24 protein-coding genes and 1 riboswitch are annotated in these 25,145 nt (G+C 69.8%); of the genes, 9 read left to right on the top strand and 15 right to left on the bottom strand.

All coding sequences use genetic code 11. The features are described 5' to 3' along the window. The 3 genes from B0W88_RS15235 to B0W88_RS15225 form a co-directional block, all read right to left on the bottom strand. On the bottom strand, nucleotides 1-1,120 hold a 1,120-nt coding region (locus B0W88_RS15235; RefSeq protein ID WP_077035501.1), incomplete at its 3' end, for a multifunctional CCA addition/repair protein. A gap of 2 nt (nucleotides 1,121-1,122) precedes the next feature. Then, nucleotides 1,123-1,812: a glutathione S-transferase gene (locus tag B0W88_RS15230; protein ID WP_077035500.1), complete on the bottom strand. Its 690-nt coding sequence runs from the start codon at nucleotides 1,810-1,812 to the stop codon at nucleotides 1,123-1,125. An 85-nt stretch (nucleotides 1,813-1,897) separates the two neighbouring features. Continuing rightward, nucleotides 1,898-3,895 (bottom strand): lytic transglycosylase domain-containing protein, encoded by a 1,998-nt coding sequence (locus B0W88_RS15225; RefSeq protein ID WP_233151720.1) that lies wholly within the window; start codon nucleotides 3,893-3,895, stop codon nucleotides 1,898-1,900. 27 nt (nucleotides 3,896-3,922) lie between these two features. Here B0W88_RS15225 and B0W88_RS15220 point away from each other — a divergent pair, with 27 nt between their 5' ends. Next, the gene (locus tag B0W88_RS15220; protein WP_233151719.1) at nucleotides 3,923-4,534 is read left to right on the top strand and encodes a 5-formyltetrahydrofolate cyclo-ligase; all 612 of its coding nucleotides are present in this window, start codon (nucleotides 3,923-3,925) and stop codon (nucleotides 4,532-4,534) included. Here the strand turns inward: B0W88_RS15220 and B0W88_RS15215 are convergent, their stop codons facing one another. Together B0W88_RS15215 and B0W88_RS15210 are read right to left on the bottom strand one after the other, a co-directional pair. Beyond that, a complete protein-coding gene (locus B0W88_RS15215) occupies nucleotides 4,535-4,993 on the bottom strand; it encodes a molybdopterin-dependent oxidoreductase (protein WP_077035497.1) in 459 nt (152 codons plus the stop codon). A 226-nt stretch (nucleotides 4,994-5,219) separates the two neighbouring features. Further along, nucleotides 5,220-6,194 carry a LysR substrate-binding domain-containing protein gene (locus B0W88_RS15210; protein ID WP_198937846.1) on the bottom strand — a complete coding sequence of 325 codons (975 nt, stop codon included), beginning with the start codon at nucleotides 6,192-6,194 and terminating at the stop codon, nucleotides 5,220-5,222. Between the two features lie 114 nt (nucleotides 6,195-6,308). Between B0W88_RS15210 and B0W88_RS34765 the strand changes: the two genes are divergently transcribed. Further along, the gene (locus B0W88_RS34765; RefSeq protein ID WP_144006780.1) at nucleotides 6,309-6,662 is read left to right on the top strand and encodes a DUF2917 domain-containing protein; all 354 of its coding nucleotides are present in this window, start codon (nucleotides 6,309-6,311) and stop codon (nucleotides 6,660-6,662) included. Here the strand turns inward: B0W88_RS34765 and B0W88_RS15200 are convergent. After that, nucleotides 6,592-6,990: a TfoX/Sxy family protein gene (locus B0W88_RS15200; protein ID WP_077035494.1), complete on the bottom strand. Its 399-nt coding sequence runs from the start codon at nucleotides 6,988-6,990 to the stop codon at nucleotides 6,592-6,594. The genes B0W88_RS34765 and B0W88_RS15200 overlap by 71 nt on opposite strands. Before the next feature lie 311 nt (nucleotides 6,991-7,301). On the opposite strand from B0W88_RS15200, the gene B0W88_RS15195 reads away from it, so the two are divergent. Genes B0W88_RS15195 through B0W88_RS15180 form a run of 4 tightly spaced genes read left to right on the top strand, consistent with a single transcriptional unit; the run spans nucleotide 7,302 to nucleotide 9,917 of the window. After that, nucleotides 7,302-7,871 (top strand): 5-formyltetrahydrofolate cyclo-ligase, encoded by a 570-nt coding sequence (locus B0W88_RS15195; RefSeq protein WP_077035493.1) that lies wholly within the window; start codon nucleotides 7,302-7,304, stop codon nucleotides 7,869-7,871. A gap of 7 nt (nucleotides 7,872-7,878) precedes the next feature. Then, entirely contained in the window at nucleotides 7,879-9,207 is a 1,329-nt protein-coding gene (pepQ, locus tag B0W88_RS15190; protein WP_077035492.1) for a Xaa-Pro dipeptidase, read from the top strand. 60 nt (nucleotides 9,208-9,267) lie between these two features. Continuing rightward, the gene (locus B0W88_RS15185) at nucleotides 9,268-9,528 is read left to right on the top strand and encodes a type II toxin-antitoxin system Phd/YefM family antitoxin (RefSeq protein WP_077035491.1); all 261 of its coding nucleotides are present in this window, start codon (nucleotides 9,268-9,270) and stop codon (nucleotides 9,526-9,528) included. Beyond that, the gene (locus B0W88_RS15180; RefSeq protein ID WP_158080862.1) at nucleotides 9,525-9,917 is read left to right on the top strand and encodes a type II toxin-antitoxin system VapC family toxin; all 393 of its coding nucleotides are present in this window, start codon (nucleotides 9,525-9,527) and stop codon (nucleotides 9,915-9,917) included. The genes B0W88_RS15185 and B0W88_RS15180 overlap by 4 nt, the downstream gene beginning before the upstream one ends. Here B0W88_RS15180 and sugE read toward each other — a convergent pair. Genes sugE through ahcY form a run of 4 tightly spaced genes read right to left on the bottom strand, consistent with a single transcriptional unit; the run spans nucleotide 9,906 to nucleotide 13,220 of the window. Then, entirely contained in the window at nucleotides 9,906-10,226 is a 321-nt protein-coding gene (gene sugE, locus B0W88_RS15175; RefSeq protein WP_077035489.1) for a quaternary ammonium compound efflux SMR transporter SugE, read from the bottom strand. The genes B0W88_RS15180 and sugE overlap by 12 nt on opposite strands. Before the next feature lie 4 nt (nucleotides 10,227-10,230). Next, on the bottom strand, nucleotides 10,231-11,070 hold the full coding sequence (gene metF, locus B0W88_RS15170; RefSeq protein WP_077035488.1) for a methylenetetrahydrofolate reductase [NAD(P)H]: 840 nt from the start codon (nucleotides 11,068-11,070) through the stop codon (nucleotides 10,231-10,233). Further along, on the bottom strand, nucleotides 11,067-11,786 hold the full coding sequence (locus B0W88_RS15165; RefSeq protein WP_077035487.1) for a TlyA family RNA methyltransferase: 720 nt from the start codon (nucleotides 11,784-11,786) through the stop codon (nucleotides 11,067-11,069). Before B0W88_RS15165 ends, metF begins: the two co-directional genes overlap by 4 nt. 3 nt (nucleotides 11,787-11,789) lie before the next feature. Further along, nucleotides 11,790-13,220 carry an adenosylhomocysteinase gene (gene ahcY, locus B0W88_RS15160; RefSeq protein ID WP_077035486.1) on the bottom strand — a complete coding sequence of 477 codons (1,431 nt, stop codon included), beginning with the start codon at nucleotides 13,218-13,220 and terminating at the stop codon, nucleotides 11,790-11,792. 84 nt (nucleotides 13,221-13,304) lie between these two features. Next, nucleotides 13,305-13,381: riboswitch (S-adenosyl-L-homocysteine riboswitch) on the bottom strand. 56 nt (nucleotides 13,382-13,437) lie between these two features. Here ahcY and B0W88_RS15155 point away from each other — a divergent pair. Both B0W88_RS15155 and B0W88_RS15150 read left to right on the top strand, forming a co-directional pair. Beyond that, the gene (locus B0W88_RS15155) at nucleotides 13,438-15,243 is read left to right on the top strand and encodes a DUF885 family protein (RefSeq protein ID WP_158080861.1); all 1,806 of its coding nucleotides are present in this window, start codon (nucleotides 13,438-13,440) and stop codon (nucleotides 15,241-15,243) included. Then, complete coding sequence (locus B0W88_RS15150; protein ID WP_077035484.1) at nucleotides 15,240-16,010, top strand: HAD-IIB family hydrolase; 771 nt, start codon at nucleotides 15,240-15,242, stop codon at nucleotides 16,008-16,010. The genes B0W88_RS15155 and B0W88_RS15150 overlap by 4 nt, the downstream gene beginning before the upstream one ends. Here the strand turns inward: B0W88_RS15150 and B0W88_RS15145 are convergent. Continuing rightward, nucleotides 15,990-17,099, bottom strand: coding sequence for a DNA glycosylase AlkZ-like family protein (locus B0W88_RS15145; protein ID WP_077035483.1), 1,110 nt, complete (start codon nucleotides 17,097-17,099; stop codon nucleotides 15,990-15,992). The genes B0W88_RS15150 and B0W88_RS15145 overlap by 21 nt on opposite strands. 144 nt (nucleotides 17,100-17,243) lie before the next feature. Here B0W88_RS15145 and B0W88_RS15140 point away from each other — a divergent pair, with 144 nt between their 5' ends. Then, nucleotides 17,244-17,897, top strand: coding sequence for a hypothetical protein (locus B0W88_RS15140; protein ID WP_144006778.1), 654 nt, complete (start codon nucleotides 17,244-17,246; stop codon nucleotides 17,895-17,897). On the opposite strand, the gene B0W88_RS15135 is transcribed toward B0W88_RS15140, so the two are convergent. The 4 genes from B0W88_RS15135 to B0W88_RS15120 form a co-directional block, all read right to left on the bottom strand. Further along, the gene (locus B0W88_RS15135; RefSeq protein ID WP_077035481.1) at nucleotides 17,833-19,929 is read right to left on the bottom strand and encodes a GGDEF domain-containing protein; all 2,097 of its coding nucleotides are present in this window, start codon (nucleotides 19,927-19,929) and stop codon (nucleotides 17,833-17,835) included. The two genes, B0W88_RS15140 and B0W88_RS15135, sit on opposite strands and share 65 nt — an antisense overlap. After that, a complete protein-coding gene (locus B0W88_RS15130; RefSeq protein ID WP_077035480.1) occupies nucleotides 19,929-22,058 on the bottom strand; it encodes a GGDEF domain-containing protein in 2,130 nt (709 codons plus the stop codon). The genes B0W88_RS15135 and B0W88_RS15130 overlap by 1 nt, the downstream gene beginning before the upstream one ends. Before the next feature lie 270 nt (nucleotides 22,059-22,328). Next, entirely contained in the window at nucleotides 22,329-24,008 is a 1,680-nt protein-coding gene (locus B0W88_RS15125; protein WP_077035479.1) for an ABC transporter ATP-binding protein, read from the bottom strand. Continuing rightward, the gene (locus tag B0W88_RS15120; protein ID WP_077035478.1) at nucleotides 24,005-25,048 is read right to left on the bottom strand and encodes an ABC transporter permease; all 1,044 of its coding nucleotides are present in this window, start codon (nucleotides 25,046-25,048) and stop codon (nucleotides 24,005-24,007) included. The genes B0W88_RS15125 and B0W88_RS15120 overlap by 4 nt, the downstream gene beginning before the upstream one ends. Nucleotides 25,049-25,145 lie beyond the last annotated feature (97 nt).

Raw genomic sequence — 25,145 nt, 5'->3', positions numbered from 1 at the left:
GGTCTTCCGCCTGTGTGGCGGCGAGGTCCTGCATCAGCCGCTCGCGCTGCGGGTAGTCGCGATCCTCCAGGCCCAGGCGGCCGCGGGCATCGCATTCGCAGGCCCACAGCATCTGCTCGAAGCGGCCGGGCTTGCGCCAGGCGTCGCTGCGCTCCAGCAGGCGCAGCCGGGCGGTGGCGTCGAAGTCGGTGCTGCGGTGGACGTTGCCGTGCTCGCGGGCGACCAGGTCGGCCAGCTCGCGGCAGTCATTGGGCACGCGCCAGCGCTCGCTGACCTGGCGGGCGAGGTCGGCGCTGCGCTGCTCGTGGCCGATATGGCGCGGCAGGATGTCGGCCGGCGTCGTGCCCTTGCCGAGATCGTGACAAAGGCAGGCGTAGCGCACCGCCAGCGAGGTCTGCAGCCGGGCGCACTGGTCCAGCACCATCAGCAGGTGCACGCCGGTGTCGACCTCCGGGTGGTGGGCCGGCGGCTGGGGCACGCCGAACAGCCGCTCCACCTCGGGCAGCAGCCGCGCCAGCGCGCCACAGTCGCGCAGCACCTCGAACATGCGCGAGGGCCTGCTCTCCATCAGCCCGCGCGACAGCTCCTGCCAGACCCGCTCGGCCACCAGCTCGTCCACCTCCCCGGCGGCGACCATGCCGCGCATGAGCTCGACCGTCTCCGGCGCCACCGTGAAATCGCTGAAGCGCGCGGCGAAGCGGGCCAGCCGCAGGATGCGCACCGGATCCTCGGCGAAGGCCGGCGAGACGTGGCGCAAGACCCGACCCTCGATGTCGCGCCGGCCGCCGTAGGGGTCGACGATCTCGCCGCTGTCGGCGTCCTGCGCCATCGCATTGATCGTCAGGTCGCGCCGGGCCAGGTCCTGCTCCAGCGTGACCTCGGGCGCGGCGTGGAAGGCGAAGCCGTGGTAGCCGGGCGCGGTCTTGCGCTCGGTGCGGGCCAGCGCGTATTCCTCGTGCGACTCGGGATGTAGGAAGACCGGGAAGTCCTTGCCGACCGGCACGTAGCCCGCCGCCACCATCGCCGCCGGATTGGAGCCGACGACCACCCAGTCCCGGTCCTGCACCGGCAGGCCCAGCAGGGCGTCGCGGACGGCGCCGCCGACGAGGTAGGCGTGCATCGTCATCGGTGGCCGCGGTACGGCTCGTCTTCCGCCACGTAGGTCTGCTCCAGCAGCGCGGCAGCGATCCATTCGGCCATGGCGGGGAGTTGCTCGATGCGCTTCGCGTAGGCCGCGGCAGCCGGGCTCAAGGGCAGGGCGAAGCGAGTGGCGCGCATGACGACCGGCGCGAAGTAGGCGTCCACCGCGCCGAACTCGCCGAACAGGAAGGGCCCGCCGCTGGCGGCCAGCGCCTCGCTCCAGATCTGATCGATGCGGGCGATGTCCTTGCGCAGGCCGGCCTCGCTTTCCATCAGCCGGGTGCCGATCTCGGGGAAGTAGGCCTCGATGTTCATCGGGCACAGGTTGCGCAGGCTGCCGAAGCCGGCGTGCATCTCGGCGCAGTAGCTGCGGGCGCGGGCGCGGGCCTGGGGGTCGCGGGGCCAGACGGCGATCTCCGGATGCCGGTCGGCGATGTATTCGGCGATGGCCAGCGTCTCCCAGACGGCGAAGCCGTCGTCCTCGACCAGGATCGGCACCTTGCGCACGCCGGCGCCGATCGCGTCCAGCGCGGCATGGAAGCGCGAGCCGGGGCCGAAGTCGTCGAAGCGCACCATCACCTCCTCGAAGGGGATGCCCAGGCCCTTCAGCGTCAGCCAGGGGCGCAGCGACCAGGAGGAGTAGTTCTTGTTGGCGATGTAGAGCTTCATCATGGGTACTTTCCTGTTGAAGCCCTCAGCTTAGCGAGCAGGCGCCGGCGCAGGGGTGAGACTTGCTCATGCGATTGATGAGCACCGCTCATTGCGGATCGACCGGCAGGATGTCCGGCCCGGCCTTGGGCCCGATCTTCTGGCCCAGGCGGGCGCGCAGGTTCGTGGAGCTTCCGTCGCCCAGCAGCTGCGCATAGACGGTGGTGTTCACCAGCACGTTCTTCACATAGTCGCGCGTCTCGTTGAAGGGGATGTTCTCGGTCCAGATCGCGGCGTCCAGCAGCGGGCCCTCGCGCCAGCGGCGCGGGCGGCCGGGGCCGGCGTTGTAGGCCGCGGCGGCCATCGTCATCGAGCCGCCGAAATCGTCCAGCACCAGCTTCAGGTAGCTGGCGCCGATGCGGATGTTGAAGTCGCGGTCCTGCATCAGCTCCGGGCTGAAGGGGATGCCGGCCTTCTTGGCGGTCCACTTGGCGGTGGCCGGCATCACCTGCATCAGCCCGGCGGCGCCGACGTGCGAGCGCGCATCGACGACGAAGCGCGACTCCTGGCGGATCAGGCCGTACACATAGGCCGGGTCCACGCCCACCTCGCGCGAGCGCGCCATCAGCTCACGGCGGTAGGGCGTCGGATAGCGCTGGGCCAGGTCCACCTCGGCGCGGGTGCGGTCGCTGGCGTTGATGCAGCGGTCCCAGACCTCGCGGTCGCAGGCCTCCTGCGCGGCGGCTAGCAGCTCGCGCTCGCTCATGCCGCGCAGCGTGAAGTTCCATTCGCGCACGCCCTCGTTGCGCAGGCCCAGTGCGATCAGCAGCAGGCCGCGGGCGAGGCCGGCGGTGGTCTGCGCCTTGCCGCGCTCCAGCGGCGTCAGCGGCGCGGGCGGTGGGGGCAAGACCTGGCCCTGGCCGAGATCGTCGGCGGCCAGGTGGCCGTAGAAGCTCAGCGGCGAGACCAGGCCCTGCAGCAGCGTGCGGGCCTCGGTGCGCTGTGCCTCGCCGGCGGGCGTGGCCGTTGCGGTGGCGAGCAGCGCGCGAGCGCGCCAGTAGCGCCAAGTCTGCTGATTCTGCTCGTTAGGGCTCAGCAGGCCGATCAGGCGCAGCAGCTGCGGCCAGCGCTCCTCGTTGCCGCCGCTGCCGATGCTGCGCAGCGTGGCGCGCGCGGCCCAGGCGAGGGTGTCGTCGCTCCACTCCGGATCGTCCTGGTTCTTCTTGTTGCCCGCATGCAGCTTCAGCGCGCGGTCGAACCAGTCGACCGCCTCGGGCTGCAGGCGGAAGGCCGCCTGGCGCGCGATCTGGGCCCAGACGGCGGCGGCCAGTTCGCCGGGCAGCTGGCGCTGCCAGCGGCTCGTCATCAGGTCCGCGGCCTGGGCGGGGTCGGCCGTGGCCACCCGCAGCAGGGTCAGCGTCGTCAGCTCGGACTGGTTGCGGTTGGCGGCGCTGCCCTTGCGGGTCAGGTACTTGCCGGCGTTGTCCTGCAGCTCGGCCACTGCCAGTTCCACCGGCCGGCCCAGCAGCGACGCGGCCTGCTTGACCGCCTTCGGCCGCTGCGCCTCGACGGCCAGGCGCAGGCGCAGCCAGACGTCGTCGGGCTTCAGCAGGCCGGCGTCGAACATCTGGCTGGCCAGCAGCTGGCAGCCTTCGTCGCCGTCCTTCTGCGCCAGCCAGGCGGCGCGGGCGCGCTCGCGGAAGTCGCCCTTGCGCGGGCCGTTGCCGGGCTGCATCTCGACCACCAGCGAATAGCACAGCACCTCGCGGTCGTCGCGCATCTGGAAGCGTGGGTACTCGAGGGCGAAGTTCTTCCAGTCGCGCCGGTGGCCCAGCTCCAGCAGCCAGTCGTTGCGCAGCCGGTCCTCGACATAGCTGCCGGGCCAGCGGGCGTAGAAGGCATCCAGCTCGGGCTGGCTGACCTCCGAGAGGCGCAGGCCGATGTCCCAGTAGTCGATCCACGGCGCCAGCGCATAACGCTGAGCCTGCGCGGATGCGTTGAGGGCGGCGAGGGCCTTGCGGTCCTTGCTGCGCTGCGCGTCCTTGGCGGCGAGGATGGGCTCGACGACCTGCTGCGCCTGGGCCGGGCCGACCACCAGGGCCGCCACCAGCGCTCCATATACTGCCCAAGCTCGTTGCTTCGTCACCAGACTGCTTCCTTCGTCGAACCCATCGCCATCATGACCGCCACCGAATCCCGCCCCGCGCTGCGTGCGCGCCTGAAGGCCGAGCGTGCTGCGTGGCTGGCAGACACCCCGGCCGGCCATGCCGCGCCCGCGGGCCTGGCGCGCCAGCTGCTCGCCCTGCTGGATCAGCTGGAGCCGATGTGCCTGGGGCTGTACTGGCCCCTGGAGGGGGAATTTAACGCAGTGCAGGCGCTGCTCGGCCATGCCTGGCCCGAGGAGGCGCCGCAGCTGGCGCTGCCGTACTGCTACCGGACGCCGCGGCGCATGGATTACCGGCGATGGGATGGCAGTGAACCTGCGGGTGTGGACGAGGTGGGCATCGCCGCGCCGACGGGTGGCGTGGTCGTGCCCGATGTGGTGCTGGCGCCCTGCGTGGGCTTCACCCGCGAGGGCTTCCGGCTCGGCTACGGCGGTGGCTATTTCGACCGCTGGCTGGCCGAGCATCCGGGCGTGACGACGGTGGGGCTGGCCTGGTCGGTGGGCGAGGCTCAGTTCGCGGTGGAGGCTCACGACCTGCCCCTCGGCGTGATCCTCACCGAGCACGACATCATCGCGCCCTGATCAGAGCCGCCGCGCCTCGATCGTGTGCAGCTGGCGCAGGTTGCGCGGGCCGAGCCGCCGATCAGCGGCGGAGATCAGCGAGAGCGGCCCCAGGTGTCCCGCCAGCGGCTCGCCGTTCTGCTCGTAGACGATCAGCGCTGCATCGCCCAGCGGCGAATTGAACAGCTCGCTCCAGCTGAAGATCGCCTGGTAGTCGTCCTGGCCGTGGCCGATGATCACGCAGCGCTTCAACTCGGCGCGCGGCGCCTCGCAGAAACCGGCATGGGCCAGCACGTCGACGAGGCGGATGCCGCGCAGGCTCTGCAGCTCGGCCACCGGCCGGCCGGAGAAGCACTGGATCGCCGTGGCACCGAGTTCATGGCGCGGCAGCCTCTGCAGGTCCGCCAGCGCGTAGCGCGCGGGGCCGGGCAGGTGGCCGGTCAGCGTCAGCAGCGTGTCGGTGGCGACGAGGGTGTCCATGGCTGGCGTCATTGTCGGCAGCCCGAGGGCCTGCAGCGTACGCCGCGCAGCATACTCGACATGTTTCGATGAATATGACGGTTCGGCTGTTCCGGGGCCGAGCGCCGGGCCGCCCCAAGCCGGCCCACTGCGATTGCCTGCGGGTCGATCCCGCAGGCAATCGCGTCCCCTCGGCGGACCGACCAGGCCCGCCCGCGTTCAGCGCGGCGGGACTGGGCGAGGGGCTTCAGTAATACCGCTCCTGTTCCCCGATGTCGATGCGCGTCTGCATCGCCTGCGCCAGCACCCAGTCGCAGAACTGCTGCACCTCGGGCCGGCCGCGGCTGTGCTCGGCGCGCAGCAGGTAGTAGGCGTAGGGGCTGCTCATCCGCGCCGCGGTGCCGAAGGGCTCCACCAGGTCGCCGCGCTGCAGCTGTTCGCTGACCAGGGCCACCCGCGCCAGCGCCAGCGCCTGGCCGGCCAGCGCGGCCTGCACCTGCTGGTAGGTGAAATTCAGGAACATCCAGCGGCGCGGTTCCAGGTTCGGCTGGCCCTGTTCGCGCAGCCAGCGCTTCCAGCTGGCGAACTGGGAGCCCATGCGCGGGTCGTCCTCCTCGGCCAGCGTGTACTGGGCCAGGTCGGTGGGCTGTTTCAGAGGGGGCGAACTGCCTTCGACCGCCTGGCGGGCCAGCGCGGCGCTGGCGACCGGCGTCAGCGTCTCGCCGAACAGGCGCCGCGCGGTGGTTGGCGCGCGCTCGGGCTGCATGTAGCGCAGCGCCAGGTCGATCTCGCTGTCGTCGATCTCGACGATCATGTCCGAGGCCGAGACACGGATGTCGATATCCGGATGCTCGCGCTGGAAGGCTTCCAGCCGCGGGATCAGCCACAGCGAGGCGAAGGACGGAAAGGTGGTCACGTTGACCACGTTGCGCCCGCGGGTGCGGCGGATCTGGCGCACCGCCAGGTCCAGGCGCTCCATCGCCGCCACGGCGGCGTTCAGCAGGGCGACGCCGTCGGCGGTCAGCTCCACGTGCCGCGTCCCTCTCAGGAACAGCGTGCAGCCGACCTCCTCCTCCAGCGAGCGGATTTGCCGGCTGATGGCCGACTGGGTCAGGTGCAGTTCCTCCGCCGCGGCGCGGAAGCTCAGGCGCCGCGCTACCGCCTCGAAGGCCCGCAGCGGGCCGATCGACAGTGGGCGCTGGCGCGTGAGCGGCTCATTCATGCGCAAATGGTATCAATCCGGCGCGTCGATCTCATTGGACCCAGCTCCGGGGCAACCCTAGTATTTGTCCATGTCGCGCACGGAGTCCCGTGCCGGTCAGCTGGAGCAACACTGATGAGCACTTTTCAACAACATTCCCTCTGGTCCGTTGGCGCCGGCGAGGCGCTCAGCATGTCCATCGGCCCCGGCACCCGTGAGCTGAGCGTCACCGCCGGCAAGCTCTGGCTGACCCTGCACGGCGAACTGGACGAGCCGGCCGAAGATTACTGGCTGGAGGCCGGCCAGAGCCTGACGCTGCCCTCGGGCAGCCGGGTGGTGATGGAAGCCTGGCCGCAGGCGAGCTTCCAGTTGCTGGTGCCGCCTTGCGGCGAGGCGCAGCGGGCGCGGCGTTCGGCGGCTACGCCTTTCTGGCGGCGCTTCCAGCTGAGCGCGTCTTCTTCTTCGCTGGCGGCGCCTTCCGCGGCTTGAGCTTGGCATTGGCAGCCCGCAGCGCGGCGGCCAGCGCCAGCCGCGCCCAGGGCTGCATCAGCGCCGGCGATTCCATTGCCTCCTCGGGCGGGCGGAAGTAGCTGATCGAGACCGACTCGCCGCCCTGCTTCTCGTAGCGGAAGGGCTCGCAGCCGGCGGCCTCGAAGCGGGGCCGGGTCTCGGCGTCGGCCTTCAGGTAGAGCTGGTCGTAGGCGATCAGCGCGCAGAAGAGGCCGTCCACATAGATGCCGTGGCCGCCGAACATGCGGCGGCTCTTCACCGGCCCCAGCGGCGCCAGCAGTTCCAGGAACCAATCGGGCTTACCCATGGCACCGCGCCGCCGCCTGGGGCTGCCAGGCAAGGCGCAGGCGAGGCCGTGTGGCCGTGCCACACAACGAGCCTGCAACGCCGCATGGCAGCCCCAGGCGGCGGCCCGAAGGGTTGCGCGAGACGGGACACAGGCCGTGTTGCCAATGCTCGCTGGACAGGAGTCCAGCTTGCGCTTGTCGCCTTGCCTGTGTCCCGTCTCGCGCAACGCGGAGCCATGGGTAAGCCCGATTGGTTCCTGGGCAGTGGTTCAGCAGTTCGGTGTCCATAATGCGCGCGTACCCCCGGACGGAGTATGCACAAGTGGACTGGATGAACGACCGCACGGCGCTGCGCAAGAGGCTGATTCAGGAGCGCATGGACCTGCCGAACCGGCTCGAGCTGGCGGAGGACCTGCAGCGGGTGCTGCGCGTCTGGCTGGTGCGGCGGCGCGAGACCACCATCGGCGCCTACTGGCCGATCAAGGGCGAGTTCGATCCGCTGCCGGCGCTGTACCGCTGGAGCGAGGCCGATCCGAAGCGCCGCATCGGCATCCCGGTGGTGGACAAGGAACACGGCACGCTGCATTTCCATGTCTGGTATCCCGGCTGCCCGATGGAGGAGGACGCCTACGGCATCACCAAGCCCAAGGACACCGAGACCTTCCAGCCCCAACTGCTGCTGGTGCCCTGCGTGGGCTACGGGCCGGCGGGCCTGCGCATCGGCTACGGCGGCGGCTTCATGGCACGCACGGTGCAGGAGATGCAGCCACGCCCGCAGATGGTCGGCGTGGGCTACGCGCATGGCTTCCTGCCGCTGCTGAAGAAGGAGCCGGATGACGTGCCCGTGGACTCCATGCTGACCGAAGAGGGCGTCGTCTGGGAGAAGGACCCGGATCGATAATCCCCCGATGACGACGAACACCAGCTACGCCCACCATCTCGCCGGCCTGCAGCGCGAGGCCGAAGCCGCCCTGGCCCGCACCGGCCACGACGCCCTGCTGATCGCCTCCGGCGTCGAGAAGTACGCCTTCCTCGACGACCGGCCCTATCTCTTCCAGCCGAACCCGCACTTCAAGCACTGGCTGCCGCTGACGAACCATCCGTACAGCTGGATCGTCATTCGCGCGGGCCACAAGCCGCGCGTCGTCTACTACCAGCCGGACGACTACTGGCATGTGCCGCCCAGCGACCCGAGCGGCGAGTGGGTGGACCTGGTGGAACTGGTCGTCATCAGCGAACCGGGCGATGCGGTGGACCACCTGAAGGTGCCGGGCAAGCTGGCCATCATCGGCGAGGCCGATGCCGCGCTGGGCGAGTTCAAGCCGAACAACCCGCCCGAGTTGCTGAACCTGCTGCACTGGCGCCGGGCCGTGAAGAGCGGCTGGGAGCTGGAGCAGATGCGCGCCGCCTCGCGTCGCGCGGTGCCGGGCCACGTTGCGGCCCGCGAGGCCTTCCTGGCCGGCGCCTCGGAGATCGAGATCCATCGCGCTTACCTGAAGGCCACCGACCACACCGACCGCGACCTGCCGTACACCAACATCATCGGCCTGAACGAGCACTGCGCGGTGCTGCACTACCAGTACCAGGACGCGCTGCGCCCCTCGCAGAGCCGCTCCTTCCTGATCGATGCCGGCGCCCAGGTCAACGGCTACGCCTCCGACATCACCCGCACCTGGGGCCGCGGCAAGGACGCGGACTTCGAGGCGCTGCTGGCCGCGATGGAGAGCGCGCAGCTGGCGCTGGTGGACGAGGTCCGCAACGGCGTTGACTACCGCGAGATCCATCTGAGCACGCACCGCCGCGTGGCTGCGATCCTCGGCGAGCAGGGCATCGTGAAGCACATGAGCCCCGAGGCCATCGTCGCCGAGGGCATCAGCAGCACCTTCTTCCCCCACGGCATCGGCCATTTGCTGGGCCTGCAGGTGCACGACATCGGCGGCTTCATGGCCGGCGAGACCGGCGGCACCTTGCCCAAGCCCGAAGGCCACCCCTTCCTGCGCCTGACCCGGCCGCTGCAGCCGGGCATGGTGGTGACGATCGAGCCGGGCCTGTACTTCATCCCGACGCTGCTGAAGAAGCTGCGGGCGACCAGTGCCGCGTCCCAGGTGGACTGGGAGAAGGTCGACCACCTCAGCCGCTTCGGCGGCATCCGCATCGAGGACGACGTGGCCTGCCGCGAGGAAGGCCCGCCGGAGAACCTGACGCGGGATGCCTTCGCCAAGGTCGGAGCTGGCTAGATCTGGCCAGAATTGGCCAGGAAGCCTAAAATCGGCTCCCACGTCGTTTGCGAGGCCGTCATGAAGGTCAACGTCCTTGAAGCCAAGAACAACTTGTCGCAGCTGATCCGCTCCGCGCAGGCGGGCGAGGAGGTGGTGATTGCCAATCGCGGGCAGCCGGTAGCGCGGCTCGTGGCGATCGATCCAGCCGAAGGCGCCCGGACATGGACGGGCCCCGATTTCGTGGCCTGGCTGCGTGACAACCCGCTTCCGCCGCATCTGCAGCGCAGTGCTGAAGAGATCGATGCAGGGATCCAGGCTGAGCGCGAGTCCTGGGATTGATCTACCTTGACAGTTGCCTGCTGATCTACGCGATCGAGCGGCATCCCTTGTTCGGAGAGCCGACGCTGGCGGCCATGCTGGCCATGCCGGCGGGCCAGTTGGCCCTGTCACCGTTGGTCAAGACGGAATGTCTGGTGCGACCGATCCGGGATGCCGACGCCGGGCTTCGCCGGCAGTACGAGCGCGCGTTCAGCGGATTCCGCTTGCTGGAGCTGAGTGATGCCGTCTGTGTGCAAGCCGCCGAGCTGCGCGCCCACTTCGGGCTCAAGACCCCCGATGCGCTCCATCTCGCGTGCGCGCTGCATCATGGCTGCACGGCGCTCTGGACCAACGACGACCGCCTGGCCAGGGCCAGCCACGGTCTGGCCTTGAATGTCCTAGCTCGCTGACGCCAGCTTCAGCCCCACGATCCCGGCCACGATCAGCCCCAGGCTGATCAGCCGGCCGACGCTGGCTGCCTCGTTGAACAGCATCATGCCGAGGATGGCCGTGCCCACCGCGCCGACGCCGACCCACACCGCATAGGCGGTGCCCACCGGCAGCGACTTCATCGCCACGCCCAGCAGGCCCACGCTGGCCGCCATCGCGAGGCCGGTGAGGACGGAGGGCACGGGCTTGGTGAAGCCCTCGGTGTACTTCAGCCCGATGGCCCAGCCGACTTCCAGCAGGCCGGCGATGAGGAGGAGGATCCAGGCCATCGCTTCAAGCGCCCAGGCCGAGCCGCTTGCACAGCTCCAGCGTCAGCGCCGACTGGTTCAACGTGTAGAAGTGGATGGCCGGCACGCCGCCGTCGATCAGGCGCTGGCAGACCTGGGTCATCACGTCCAGGCCGAAGGCGCGGATGGAGGCGGCGTCGTCCATGAAGCCTTCCATCTTCAGCGCCACCCAGCGCGGGATCTCGATGCCGTCCCGCTGCGCGAACTGCGCGATACGGGCGTAGTTGTGGAAGGGCATGATGCCCGGGATGATCGGCTGGTCCACGCCGCGCTTGCGCACTTCATCGACGAAGTGGAAGTAGGCATCCGGGTTGAAGAAGAACTGCGTGATCGCCGAGCTGGCGCCGGCGTTCATCTTGTCCGCGAAGTGCTGCAGGTCCTTGGCCGCGTAGCGTTGCTGCGGGTGGTACTCCGGATAGGCAGCCACTTCGATCGACCAGTCCGGCCCCTGCGTCTCGCGGATGAAGCTCACCAGCTCCGAGGCATAGCGGAACTCGCCGGCGAAGGCGGTGCCGCTGGGCAGGTCGCCGCGCAGCGCCACGACGCGGCGGATGTTCTGCGCGCGGTAGGTGGCCAGGATCTCGGCGATGCCCTCGCGGGTGGAGCCCACGCAGCTCAGGTGCGGTGCGGCGTCGAAGCCGGCGGCGGCGATGTCCATGACCGTCGCCAGGGTCTTCTCGCGGGTCGAGCCGCCGGCGCCGTAGGTGACGCTGAAGTACTCGGGCTTCAGCACCGACAGGTCCTGCACGACGGTCTTCAGCTTCTCGCTGCCGACGGGGGTGTTGGGCGGGAAGAATTCGAAACTGACGGGAGTAGCGGTACTCATGGCTGTTGTGCCCACAGGAAAAATTCTCGGTTGCCATCACCGCCGGTGATGGGGCTGTCGAACCAGTTGCGCACGGTGAGTCCGGCGGCTGAGGCGGCCTCGCGGGCCTGGGCTTCGAGCTGCGCGTACTGGGCCGGGTTCTTGACCAGGCCGCCCTTGTTGAGCGCCTTCTTGCCCAGCTCGAACTGCGGCTTGATCAGCAGCAAGACCTGACCCTTGGATTCAAGCCAGCCGGCGATGCGCGGCAGCTCGCCCAGCATCGAGATGAAGCTCAGGTCGCCGACGATCAGGGCGAAGCGCTCCGCGGGCTGGAACTCGCGCACGTGCGTGTTCTCCAGCGCGCTGATGCGCGGGTCGTCGCGCAGCGCCGCATGCAGCTGCGAGTGGCCGACGTCGATGCCGGTCACTCGCGCCGCGCCGGCCTTCAAGAGGCAGTCGCTGAAGCCGCCGGTGCTCTGGCCGATGTCCAGCACGGCCAGGCCCCTCACGTCGAGGGCCGCGTGTTTCAACGCGCCCTCGAGCTTGAGCCCGCCGCGCGAGACGAAGCGCAGCTCGGCGTCGTCCGTGACGGTCAGCTCCGCATGCTCGGCCACATCCTCGCCGGCCTTGCGCACGACGCGGCCGGCGCACAGCACCGCGCCGGCCTCGATCAGCCGCTGCGCGGCCGAGCGCGTCGGCGCCAGGCCCTTCGCGACAAGCAGCTGATCGGCGCGCATCGATCAGTAGCGGTAGGTGTCGGGCTTGTACGGGCCCGACTTGCTCACGCCGATGTAGGCGGCCTGCTCGTCCGTCAGCTCGCTCAGCTGTGCGTTCAGCGTGACCAGCTGCAGGCGCGCGACCTTCTCGTCCAGGTGCTTGGGCAGCACATAGACCTGGCCGACGTCATAGCGCTCCTTGTGCGCGAACAGCTCGATCTGCGCGATCGTCTGGTTGGCGAACGAGGACGACATCACATAGCTCGGGTGGCCCGTGCCGCAGCCCAGGTTCACCAGGCGGCCCTTGGCCAACAGGATGATGCGCTTGCCGTCGGGGAAGATGACATGGTCGACCTGCGGCTTGATCTCTTCCCACTCGTACTTCTCGATCGAGGCGATGTCGATCTCGTTGTCGAAGTGGCCGATATTGCAGACGATGGCGTTGTGCTTCATCGCGGCCATGTGCTCGTGGCGGATCACGCCCTTGTTGCCGGTCGTGGTGACGAAGATGTCGGCCTTGTCGGCGGCGTATTCCATCGTCACGACGCGGAAGCCCTCCATCGCCGCCTGCAGCGCGCAGATCGGGTCGATCTCGGTCACCCACACCTGGGCCGACAGCGCGCGCATCGCCTGCGCCGAGCCCTTACCCACGTCGCCATAGCCGGCGATCACGGCGATCTTGCCGGCGATCATTACGTCGGTGGCGCGCTTGATGCCGTCCACCAGCGACTCGCGGCAGCCGTAGAGGTTGTCGAACTTGCTCTTGGTGACCGAGTCGTTGACGTTGATCGCGCGGAACAGCAGCGTGCCCTTGTCCGACATCTCCTTCAGGCGGTGCACGCCCGTCGTCGTCTCCTCGGTCACGCCGATGATCTCGGCGCTCTTGCGGGTGTACCAGGTCGAATCGACGGCCAGCTTCGCCTTGATCGCGGCGAACAGGATGCGCTCTTCCTCGCTGCCCGGCTTGGCCAGCACGGAGAGATCCTTCTCCGCACGTTGGCCCAGGTGCATCAGCAGCGTCGCGTCGCCGCCGTCGTCCAGGATCATGTTGGGGCCTTCGCCGGCGCTGCCCTTGGGGCCGAAGTCGAAGATGCGGTGGGTGTAGTCCCAGTAGTCCTCCAGCGACTCGCCCTTATAGGCGAACACCGGCGTGCCCGCGGCGACCAGCGCGGCGGCGGCATGGTCCTGGGTGGAGAAGATGTTGCACGAAGCCCAGCGCACTTCGGCGCCCAGCGCCTGCAGCGTCTCGACCAGCACGCCGGTCTGGATCGTCATGTGCAGGGAGCCGGTGATGCGGGCGCCCTTGAGCGGCTTGGATTCGGCGTATTCGCGGCGGATCGCCATCAGCGCCGGCATCTCGCTCTCGGCGATGCTGAGTTCCTTGCGGCCCCAGGCGGCGAGGGCCAGGTCGGCGATGTGGTACTGGTCGGCGGACAGCTTGGTGGTCGTGGTCATTGCAATGCTCCTCGGGTGGGAAGCCGCAATGTCTGCCGCGCAGGTAATGGGTTACTTCAGATGAACCTCACCCACGCGAGACATGGCGGGTGAGCGCGGTTGCAGAGTCTTGTTCCGAGCCTGGCCTCAAGGGTGGAGAGGTTGCAACGCTCCTCGGAATGGAGGCAGATTCTAGCAGCGCACAATGCGCGCCAGTCCAACTCCCGACCGGATGACCGTGATCGACCTCTCTCGCCGTGCCATGCTGGCCCTGGCCATGACGCTGAGTTTCAGCGGCATCGCACGGGGTGTTCCCGACGAATCCGCCAAGGCCAACGCCTTCTTCGACCGCGTGTTCGACGAGGACGTCGCCCGCAGCCCGATGCGGGAGGCTTACCTGGGCATCCGCAAGGACATGGACCGCTGGGATGACTTCTCCGAGCAGCGCGAGCTGGACGACCTCGGCCGCAGCGTGCGCTCGCTGGCCGAGCTGCGCCGCGGCATCGCCTTCGAGCGCCTGGACGAGCAGACGAAGCTCAGCTACCGCCTCTTCGTCTCGCGCGCCGAGCAGGAGATCGAGGGCTACCGCTGGCGCCACCACGGCTATGTGTTCACTCAGATGTACGGCCTGCACCAGGATGCGCCGGCCTTTTTGATCAACTTCCATCCGGTCGCCAGCGAGGCCGATGCCCGCGCCTACATCGCGCGGCTGCGCGGCATGCCGGCGATGTTCGCCCAGCTGCAGCAGCAGTCCCGCGCCGGCCAGGCGATCGGCGTGCTGCCGCCGAAGTTCGTGTTCCCGCTGCTGATCGACGCCTCGCGCCAGGTGATCCGCGGCGAGCCCTTCGAGGGCGAGGGCCAGAGCGCGCTGTGGGCGGACTTCAGCGCCAAGGTCGGCGCCCTGAAGACGCTCGATGCGGCGAAGAAGAAGGCGCTGCTCGCCGCCGGCCGCGCCGCGCTGCTGCAGTCGGTGCAGCCGGCCTATGAGCGCCTGATCGCGATGTTCGAGGACCAGCAGCGCGTGGCGACCGATGATGACGGCGTCTGGAAGCTGCCCGACGGCGCGGCCTACTACGCCTGGCGCCTGCGCCAGTCCACCACCAGCCGGCTCGGCGCCGACGAGATCCACGAGCTGGGCCTGGCCGAGGTGGCCCGCATCCACCGTGAGATGGCGGCCATCAAGGAGCGCGTCGGCTTCCAGGGCGATCTGAAGGCCTTCCTCGCCTTCATGCGCGACGACCCCCAGTTCGCCTACCCGCAGACCGACGCCGGCAAGGCCGCCTACATCGAGCGCGCCACGCAGATCATCGACGACATGCGCCGGCGCCTGCCCGAGTTCTTCGGCGTGCTGCCGAAGGCGCCGTTGGTGGTGAAGAAGGTCGAACCCTTCCGCGAGCAGGGCTCGGCCGGCGCCTTCTACAACGCGCCGACGCCGGATGGCTCGCGCCCCGGCACCTACTACGTCAACACGGTGGACATGCGCGGCCTGCCGATCTGGGAGATGGAGACGCTGGCGCACCACGAGGCCATCCCCGGCCATCACATGCAGATCGCCATCGCGCAGGAGCTGAAGGGCATTCCGAAGTTCCGCCGCTTCGGCGGCTACACCGCCTATGTGGAAGGCTGGGCGCTGTACGCCGAGGCCTTCCCCAAGGACTTCGGTTTCTACGCCGACCCGTACCAGGACTTCGGCCGCCTCAGCGACGAGCTGCTGCGCGCGGTGCGCCTGGTGGTGGACACCGGCCAGCATGCCAGGCACTGGACCCGCGAGCAGGTGCTGGCCTACATGCAGGGCAACACGGCGGGCTCCGAGCGCGACAACTTCACCGAGAGCAACCGCTACGTCGTCTGGCCCGGCCAGGCCACCGGCTACAAGGTGGGCATGCTGAAGCTCATGGAGCTGCGCGAACGGGCGCGCGGCAAGCTCGGCGCGAAGTTCCAGCTGCGCGATTTCCACGACCTGGTGCTGAAGAACGGCGCGCTGCCGCTGGACCTGCTGGAACAGGTGGTGGACGAGTGGATCGCCCGGCAAGAAGGGAAATGAAGCCGCTCGTCGACTGCCCGCCCGAGCGGCTGCGCGCCGTGCGCGGCGTGCTGACCGACATCGACGACACGCTGACCGCCGACGGCGCGATCGAGCCCGCGGCCCTGCTCGCGCTGCAGCGCCTGCATGCGTCGAAGCTGCCCGTTATCGCCATCACCGGCCGCCCGGCCGGCTGGAGCGAACCCTTCGCGCTCGCATGGCCGGTGGCGGCCATCGTGGCCGAGAACGGCGCGGTGATGCTGCGCGGTGCTGACATCTCCTTTACCCAGGACCTTGCGACCCGCTCGGCTAACGCATTACGTCTGCGCCAGTGCGAAGCCGACATCCTGGCCCGCGTGCCCGGCGCCACGCCGGCCACCGACAGCCCCGGCCGCCTCACCGACATCGCCATCGACCACAGCGAGCATGCGCATCTGGACGCCGCACAGATTGCCGCCGTCTGCGCCGTGATGCGCGAGCACGGCCTGCAGGCGACAGTCAGCTCCATCCACGTCAACGGCTGGATCGGCGAGCACAGCAAGTGGACGGCCGCGCGCTGGGCGGTCGAGGCGACTCAGGGCATGGCCTTCGATCCCGCCGAGTGGCTGTACGTCGGCGATTCGACCAACGATCAACTGATGTTCGAGCAGATGCCCCTGTCCATCGGGGTGGCGAACATCGCGCGCTTCCTGGCGCGACTGCAGCACAAGCCGGCCTTCGTCACGCAGGGCGAGCGAGGCACCGGCTTCGCCGAACTTGCGCAGGCGCTACTCGCAGCCCAGGAATAGCCGCATCCGCGCCAGCTCTTCCTCCAGTGCCAGCTTGAAGGCCGCGCCCTTGGGCTTCGAGCCGGACGCGAAGCCCAGCTCGTGCTTCAGCCGGCCCTTGTCGAGCCGCAGGTTGGCCCAGCCGATCATGTCCTCGCCCCACAGCATCGGCAGCGCGTAGTGGCCCATGCGGCGCTTGGGCGCGGGGACGTAGGCCTCGAACTTGTATTCCCAGCCCCATAGCAGCTCGAAGCGCCGGCGGTCCCAGACGACCGGGTCGAAGGGCGCCAGCAGCCGCAGCGTGTCGTCGGCCTTGTGGCGGCGCGAGGCCGGGTTCTCGTCGGCCGGCCAGTACCAGGTGTGGCCGTCCACCTTGGCATGGGCATAGCGCTCGCGCGCCTGCTTCGCGAAAGCCTGGCGCGCCTCGGCGCGCAGATGCGGCACGCCGTAGCCGAGCAGGCTGGTCAGGTAGCCCAGGCTGGCCGCCGGCAGCGGCGCGTACAGGGCCACCACGCGGTCCAGCAGTGCCGCGGCCCGCTCCAGCCGGGCGGCAGGGCTCTGGTCCTGCTCGGGGTGTTGCACGGCCTCGTAGATCCGCGTGCCCTGCTCGCGCCGCTTGACGCGCAACTGGCCGCGGTAGTGCAGCCCATCGAGCAGCTGGGTGCTGACGTTCAGCTCCCCGCCCCAGTAGCCGGGCATGCGGCCATGGTGGGCGAACTCCTCCAGCAGCGATTTCGGATGCGTGGGCCCGCGCTCGCGCACGGCGGCCAGCAGCGCCTCGGCGCGCTCGCGGGTGGCGGCGTCCCAGGCCTTCTTCGGCTCGCGCGGATGCAGCAGCGGCAGCCACTCGCGCGGCACGAAGCCGTAGTTGACGAAGCAGTCCTCCTCGATCCTCAGCCGTGTGTAGCGCTGCTCCAGCTCGCCGGCCTGGTAGCCGGCGACGCGGTGGCGCAGGATCAGATCCTGGGCGCGGGCGGGCGCGCGCATCGGGTCGGCCTGGACGAAGCCCAGCTTCGCGATGGCACGGGGCAGGGTGGTCGGCTTGAACAGGCTGCGGGCGATGGCATGGCGGCGCAGCTGTTCCAGCGTCGGGGGCTTGGCGGTGCTCATTGCCGCATTGTGTCCGCGGCGGCCGGCGTGAACTTGTGCGCATCGGCGTGGGGTCAGGTCTTGCACAGCGGTGGTCTACTCCCGGGGTGCAGCGGAAAGCGGCCCGACGAGGCCGACCCGACTCACGAACGGGGGGAACGACGAATGGGACGCACGACGACGATGACGGCGCCGGAGCTGCTGGCGCTGGCCGAGCGCAGCGGCGACCGGCTGATCTTCGCGGTGATCCGCGCGCGCCGCAGCCTGCTGGGCGAGAGCGACCACGCGATGCATGTGGCCGGCCTCTGCGCGCTGCTGGCGCGCCGCGCCGGCTGGCCGGGCGACCGCAGCCTGGCGCTGGTGGAAGCCGCGCTGCAGCGCCGGCCCGCCGAGGCCGGCGAGCCGCAGCAGATGCTGGAGTTCGTCGAGATCTTCCTGGCCCGCCAGGCGCCCGCCCAGGGCCGCCCGCCGGTGACGCCGCAGCAGGCCGCGCGCGACCTCTACATGGCCAGCGCCGGCCACCCGCTGGCGGCCATGCTGATCAAGGAGCTGGGCATCCATCCGCCCGGCAGCGGTGTGCGCCTGGCCAGCGGTGAAGCGGCGATCGTCGTGCGGCGCGGCGCCCATGCCAGCATGCCGCTGGCCTGCGCGATTGCCGATGAAGACGGGCATCCGCTCGATCCGCCGCAGGTGCGCGACACCGCGCAGGCGGGCTTTGCCATCGTCGGCGCGCTGGCCGACGACAGCGCGCTGCTCAGGATTCAGCCGGAACGTCTGTTCGCGGCGATGCCGGGTTCCCCGCGGCCGGCGTCGCACTGAGCGCCGGCCCCGGCACCTGCGTCATCCTGACGCGCTCCGAGGAGCAGGCGGCCTCGAAGTCCGCCTCGATCTGGGCCAGCGCGTCGGTGTCGTCGGCCTTGACGGTGGCGATGCCCATCGCCTGGTTGCGGCCCTGGGCCTTGGCGACGTAGAGCGCCATGTCGGCCCAGTTGACCGCCTGCTCCCAGTGCACCGGCAGCAGCGCCGGCGGCAGCGGGAAGTGGGCGAAGCCGATGGACACGGTGACGCGCAGCGCGCCGGTCTCGATCTCCACCGGCGTGGCGCCCACGCTCTGCAGGATGCGATCGGCCAGCTGGGTCAGCGGCTCCTGGCCCACGTCGGGCGCGAAGATCAGGAACTCCTCGCCGCCCCAGCGCACCACCAGGTCCTCGGTGCGCACCGCATGCGAGAGGCGCCGCGCCACCTCGCAGATCACCACGTCGCCGGCGCCGTGGCCGTGGCGGTCGTTGACGTGCTTGAAGTGGTCGATGTCCACCATCAGCAGGGCGCCGCTGAAGCGCGCGTGGAGCTGCTGCTGCTGCTCCATCACGGCCAGGAAGTGGCGGCGGTTGGCCAGGTCGGTCAGCGGGTCGCGCTCGCTCTGCGCGCGCAGCAGGGCCTGGCTGGCCTTGAGCCGCTTGTTGGCGTCACGCACCCGCTTGATCATGATGCCCACCAGCACCAGCGAGAGCGCCAGCAGCACGCCGATGGCGATGCCCACCTGCTGCGCGAGGCTGCGGTTGGCGAGCTGGCGGTCCTTCAGGTTGCGGTCGCTGGTGAGCAGGTCCAGGTCGTGCTGCTCGCGCTTGCTGTCGTACTTGAGCTGCAGCTGGCGCAGCGAGGCCTCGCGGTTGCGGGCATTGGCCTCGGCGGTCAACTGGCGCTCGAGGTGGAACAGCGCGATGGCCTCCTTGGGCTGACCGGCCATGGCCCAGGCCTCGCCCAGCTCGCGCAGCTCGGTGATGCGCAGCGTGGTGTCGGCCTGGCCGTGGCGCAGCTCCTCCACCCGGGAGATCTCGCGCCGCGCGGCCTCCACCTGCCTGAGCTGCAGCAGTGCCACCGCCATGTTGTGGCGCAGGATGCGCTCGCTGCGCAGGTCCTTGTAGCGCAGCACCACCGGCAGCGCCTCGCGCGCCATCGCCAGCGAGCGCGCCGGCTCGCCTTCGTGCATGTAGTAGTTGGCCAGGTTGTTCTGGGCGCGGGCGGCCATGCGCGGCGCGTCGATCTCGCGGGCCAGGCGCAGGCTGTCCAGCAGCACGCGCACCTGGCGGGCCTTGTCGCCGGTGCGCGAGGCCACCATCGATTCGAAGTTGGCCAGATGCACCTGCAGCAGCCGGTCGCCGCCGGCCAGCGCGCGCGCCCGCTGCATCCACACCTGGCTCTCCTCATGGCGGCCCTGCTCGGAGGCCAGCACCGCCAGCTGGCCGCTACTGAACATCGCCAGGTCGTCTGCGTGGCCGGCCTCGGCCAGGCCCAGCGCCCGTTCGTAGAGCAGCACCGCCTGCGACAGCGCACCGCTGCGCTCCTGCTCGACGGCCATGATGCGCAGGGCCTCCGTGGTGTCGCGCACCCGGCAGCCGGGCGGCACCTCGGCGCGCAGGGCGGCGGGGCTGGAGGCGGCGGCCGGCACCGCCTTGCAGGCCGGCTCCAGCGGGAGCAGCGCGCGCTGCGCGAACTGCACCGATTCCTTCAACAGGCCCTGGCGAGCGGCCACCAGCGCGCGCAGCAGGTCGGCCTGGGGAGCGTGGCCAGGCTGGTCGGCCATGCGGTCGGCCACGGCCAGCGCACCGGCGTTGTCGCCGTTCTCCAGCCGGGTGCGGCCCTCGGTCTCGTCGAGCAGCAGCAGGTCTTCCGGCGTGGGCGCGGCGTTGCTGCGCAACTCGCCCAGCTGCTGCAGCGCCTGCTCCGGCTGGCGCTGGCCCAGCTCGGCCGCGGCCTGGATGCGGGCGGCCAGGGGCTGGGCCTGGCCCGCGGCAGCGGCGGCCAGCAGCGCCATCGTGATGAGCAGGCGGGCCGGTGTCTTGATCATCATCAGGCCCGCGCCTCCGCGAGGTCTTCGCCCTGGCGTACCGGGCCCTGCAGTGCCACCAGCCGCAGCCGGCCCTCGTGGCAGGCGGCCTCCATCGAGGTGGTGATGCGGGCCAGGTCGTCCTCGGTCACGGCGCCGACGTGCTCGATGCCGTAGGCCTTGTTGCGGCCGTGGGCCTTGGCCATGTACATGACCGTGTCCACCAGGTCGATGGCGCGCTCCCAGCCCATGCTCAGCTCGTGCGGCGGCATCGGGAAGCTGGCGAAACCGATCGAGGCGGTGGTCGGGATGCGCTTGTACTCGCTGTGCACCACCGGCTGGCCGATCAGGTCCAGCAGGCGTTGCGCCAGCCCCTGGGCATAGGCCTGCTCGCGGGTGCGCGCGAAGATCAGGAACTCCTCGCCGCCCCATCGCACGACCAGGTCATCCTCGCGCACGGCGCTGCGGAGCCGCCGCGCCACCTCCACCAGCACCGAGTCGCCCGCCGCATGGCCGTGCACGTCGTTGATGCGCTTGAAGTGGTCGATGTCGATCAGGAACAGGCTGCCCTTGAGCTTGCCGTCGCCGGTGGCTTCGCGGATGGCCGCCTGGAAGTGGCGACGGTTGGCCAGGCCGGTCAGCGGGTCGCGCTCGCTCTGCACCTTCAGCGTCGCGTTGCTGTGCGCCAGTGCCTCGTTGGTGCGGCGCACGCGCTGGTAGAACAGGCCCATCAGCACCGAGGTCACGACGATGCAGCCGGCCAGCGAGGCCCACAGCTCCAGCTCCAGGTCGCGGGCGCGGATCTGCTCGGTCTTGAGGCTGTTGTCGCGGTTCAGTAGCTCGATCTCCTTGAGCCGCTGGCTGGCGTCGTAGTGCTCCTGGGCTTCCAGCACGGCCTTGCGCGTGTCGTCGCGGAGCACCACGTCGATCAGGCGGCGGTACTCGTGGTGGGCCTCGATCGCACCGGTGTAGTCGCCGGCCCGCTCGAGGTATTCGCCCAGCTCCTGCCAGCTCTCGGTGACGCCGCTGGTGGCGCCCTGCTGCTCGTCCAGCGTGATGGCGGCGCGGGTATCCACCTTGCCCTCGGCCACGCGGCCCAGCGCGATCTTGGCCAGGCCCAGGTTCTGCCGCGCGGTGATCTCGGCGTTCAGGTTGCGGGTGCGGCGCGCCAGCGGCAGCGCGATCTCGGCCTGCTGCAGCGCGCGCTGGAACTTGCCGGCATGCAGGTAGTAGTCGGACAGGTTGGCATTGGCCTGGGCCGACAGCGAGTCCGCGCCCAGCCGCGCCGCCTGGTCGATCGCGCCGAGCCAGGCCTTCTGCGTGGCGCTGGTGTCCTCGTCGCGCGAGTGCAGCATCGCGCTGATCGTCAGCATGCGGTAGCTCAGGAAGGGGTCGGGGTCGGCCGCCACGATGCGGGCGGCCTCGGCCTCGGTCTGGCGCGCGCGCTCGCCCTGCTCGGCCTTGTAATAGAACAGCGCCAGCTGGATCAGCGTGTGGGCGATGCGCCAGTCCTCGCCCAGTTCCTGGGCATAGCGCAGGGCCTGGTGGCCGTCGGCCAGGGCCTCGTCGATCTCGCCGGCGTCATGCTTGACGAAGGCGCGCAGGTTGTAGACGCGGATCAGGTCGGCCAGCGGCGCCTTGCGGAAGGTCTCGGCATCGATGCCGGCCAGCGCCTTGCGCGCCTCGCGGATGTCCTGGCGCGCCTTGTAGAAATACTGGCCCTCGACAAAGGCCAGGGCGAGCTTCGCCTGGGCCTGCGTCGCAGGGGCGGGCCAGCTCATCAGCTGGTTGATGGCGGCGTCCAGCTTGATGCGGTCCTGCGCCAGCGCGGCCAGGTTGCCTGCCATCGTCAGCACCTCGATGCGCTCGGGGCTGCCGGGCGCGCTCAGGCGCAGCAGGTCCTGCAACTCGGCCTCGTGGGCGGCCGGTTGTGCCACGCCGGTGCGTTCCAGCTGGTTGACCCGGCGCATCACCTCGGCGGCGCGGGCGCGCAGGTCTTCCGGCGAACTGGCCTGCGAGGCCGCCGACGGGCAGCCCGACAGCAGCGGCAGCAGCCCCGCGCCCAGCGCCAGCGCGAGGCAGGCCCGCGCCAGCAGGCGCGCTCGGGCACGGCCGGCATGGCGTCGAGGGAATGCGTTAGCGGCCCGGTTCATCGGTCGGAGTTCGGGGATTCCGGAATCAGCAGCGCCGAAGTCTGCCATCGGCGGCCGGCCGGGCGCCAGACGGCTGCGCGGCGTAGTTCTCACTATCCACGTCCGTCCATCGGTTCGCCCACCCACTCGTCCTCGTGCCCGCGCTTATTTGTACGAATTTGTAAAGGTCGAGTGTAGGCAGGGCTCCGGGATGGGCCCGAGAGTAGTCGCCCTAATGGCGAGTCCCGACGGAGGGTGGTTTGTGCGAAATCCGCCCGCTTTGGGCGTTATTTATGTAACCGGTTCGTACCCGCGCGGCACGGCGCCCAGCAGGCGCTGCGTGTAGGCCTGCTGTGGCGCCGCCAGCAGCGCGGCGGTGTCGTTCTGCTCGACCACCTCGCCGTTCTGCATCACCAGCACCTCGTCGGCGATGAAGCGAACCACCGCGAGGTCGTGGCTGATGAAGATGTAGCTGAGGCCGAACTCGTCCTGCAGGTCCTTCAGCAGGTTCAGCACCTGGGCCTGCACGGAGACGTCCAGCGCCGAGACCGCCTCGTCCAGCACCAGCACTTCCGGCTGCAGGGTCAGGCAGCGGGCGATCGCGATGCGCTGGCGCTGGCCGCCGGAGAACTCGTGCGGATACTTGGCGAGGGCCGAGTCGTCCAGGCCCACCTTGGCCAGCAGCGCGCTGGCGCGGGCCAGGCGTTCGGCGGTGGTCGCGCCGATGCCGTGGATCTCCATCGGCTCCATCAGCGTCTGCCCGATCGTGAAGCGCGGGTTCAGCGAGGCGTACGGGTTCTGGAACACGATCTGGATGCGGCGGCGCATCTTCTGCCACTCGGCGCCGTCCATCTTCAGCAGGTCGCGGCCCTCGAACAGAACCTGGCCGCCGGTCGGCTCGTGCAGGCGCAGGAGCGTCAGGCCGGTGGTGGTCTTGCCGGAACCGGACTCGCCGACGATGCCCAGCGTGTGGCCCTTGCGCAGCTGGAAGTCCACGCCCTTGACGGCGATGAACTCGCGCTTGCCGAACAGTCCGGCCTTGAAGAAGAAGCTCTTCTTCAGGCCCTTGACCTCCAGCACCACCGGGGCCTGCGGGTCCTTGGCGGTGGCCGCCGCGCCGGCGCTGCGGCCCGCGATGTGGTCGTCGATGACCATCAGCCGCGCCGGGTTGGGTGCGCTGAGGCTGGGGCGGCAGGCGAGCAGGGCCTTGGTGTAGTCGTCCTGCGGGTTCGCGAAGATCTCCGCCACCGGTGCCTGCTCGCGCACGACGCCGTGGCGCATCACCACCACATGGTCGGACACCTCGCCCACCACGCCCAGGTCGTGCGAGATGAACAGCAGGCTCATCCGGTGCGAGTCCTTCAGCCGCGCCAGCAGGTCCATCACCTGGCGCTGGATGGTGACGTCCAGCGCGGTGGTGGGCTCGTCGGCGATCAGCAGCTTGGGCGAGCAGGCCAGGGCCACGGCGATCATCACGCGCTGCTGCTGGCCGCCGGACAGCTCGTGCGGGTAGGCCGCGAGGCGCCGCTTCGGCTCGGGAATGCCGACCTCGTTCAGCAGTTCCTCGGCGCGGGCGAGCGCCTGGCGGCGCGTCAGGCCCAGGTGCTTGACCAGCGGCTCCATGATCTGGTCGGCCACGGTGAACACCGGGTTCAGCGAGCTCATCGGATCCTGGAACACGCAGGCGATGTCGCGCCCGCGGATCGCCTGCAGCTCGCGCAGTGAGGCCTTGAGCAGGTCGCGGCCGAGGAACTCGATGCGGCCCTGGCGCTCGGCGTTGTCGGGCAGCAGGTTGAGGATGGACATCGCGGTGACGCTCTTGCCCGAGCCCGACTCGCCGACCAGCGCGACGGTGGTGTTCTCCGGCACCTCGAAGCTGATGCCCTTGACCGCCTGGGTGCGCTGGGTCTCGCCGTTATGGCGGCCCATGCGGAAGGCAACCTTCAGATCCTCGATCTTCAGCAAAGTCATTCGAGTCCCCGCAGCTTCGGATCGAGCGCATCGCGCAGCGCATCGGTGAACAGCGCGAAGGCCGTGACGAACACCGCCATGCAGGCGCTCACCGCCACCAGCTGCCACCAGTAGCCCAGGATCAGTTCCGACTGCGCCTCGGCCAGCATCGTGCCCCAGCTGACCTGGTCCACGCCGACGCCCAGGCCCAGGTAAGACAGGATCACCTCGCTCTTGATGAAGCTCACGACGTGCAGCGAGAGCTGCACCAGCGCGACATGCGAGACGTTGGGCAGGATGTGCTTGAACATGCGGCTCGCGGACGAGGCGCCGATCGCCTCCGCCGCGCGCACGTACTCGCGCACCGAGTGCTTGATGAACTCGGCCCGGATCAGCCGGTAGATGCCGGTCCAGCCGGTCAGCGCCAGGATCAGCACCACCGAACCCACGCCGCGCTGCACGATGGCGGCGAAGGCGAAGATCAGCAGGATGGTCGGGATCGCAGTGAAGACGTTGTAGACCCACTCCAGCACGTCGCCGACCACGCCGCCGAAGAAGCCCGACAGCGCGCCCAGCACCGTGCCGATGATCGTGGCGACCAGCGCGGCCAGCAGGCCCACCAGGATGGACACCTCGGCGCCCTTGATCACCTTGGCGATCACGTCGCGGCCCAGGCGGTCGGCACCGAAGGGCAGGGTCTCGGCCTTGACGGTGGACGAGGTCTTGTACTGCTTGGCACGCTCCGCCCATTCCGCGTAGCGCGGCGCGAGCGGGTCGATGTCGCTGAGGTCCACGTTGGGCCCCTTGGGCACGGCGATCGTGCCGGTGGCCTCCGGCGGCGCTGGGCCTATGAAGGTGGGCGGCGCATTGGGCACGCCCAGTTCCTGCTGCCAGCCCTTGGCCACGAGGCCGGTGGCGGCGGCCAGCACCAGCAGCAGGAACAGCGCGACGACGATCATCGACGTCACGCCGACGCGGTCGGACTTCAAGCGCCGCCAGGCCGCATGCCAGACGCCGTGCCGCTCGGTCTTCGCGTTAGCGCTCATCAGGATCGCGCTCATTTGAGATGTCCATGGCGCTGCGCACCGCCCACAGTTGATGAATCGGGGGCTGCCGCGAGGAGTGGGCCGGGCCTCGGGACATGGATGGGGGCGTCCA

It is taken from the genome of Pelomonas sp. KK5, from assembly GCF_001984095.1.
Lineage (GTDB): Bacteria > Pseudomonadota > Gammaproteobacteria > Burkholderiales > Burkholderiaceae_C > KK5.
This window is presented reverse-complemented; position numbering and strand designations above follow the sequence as displayed.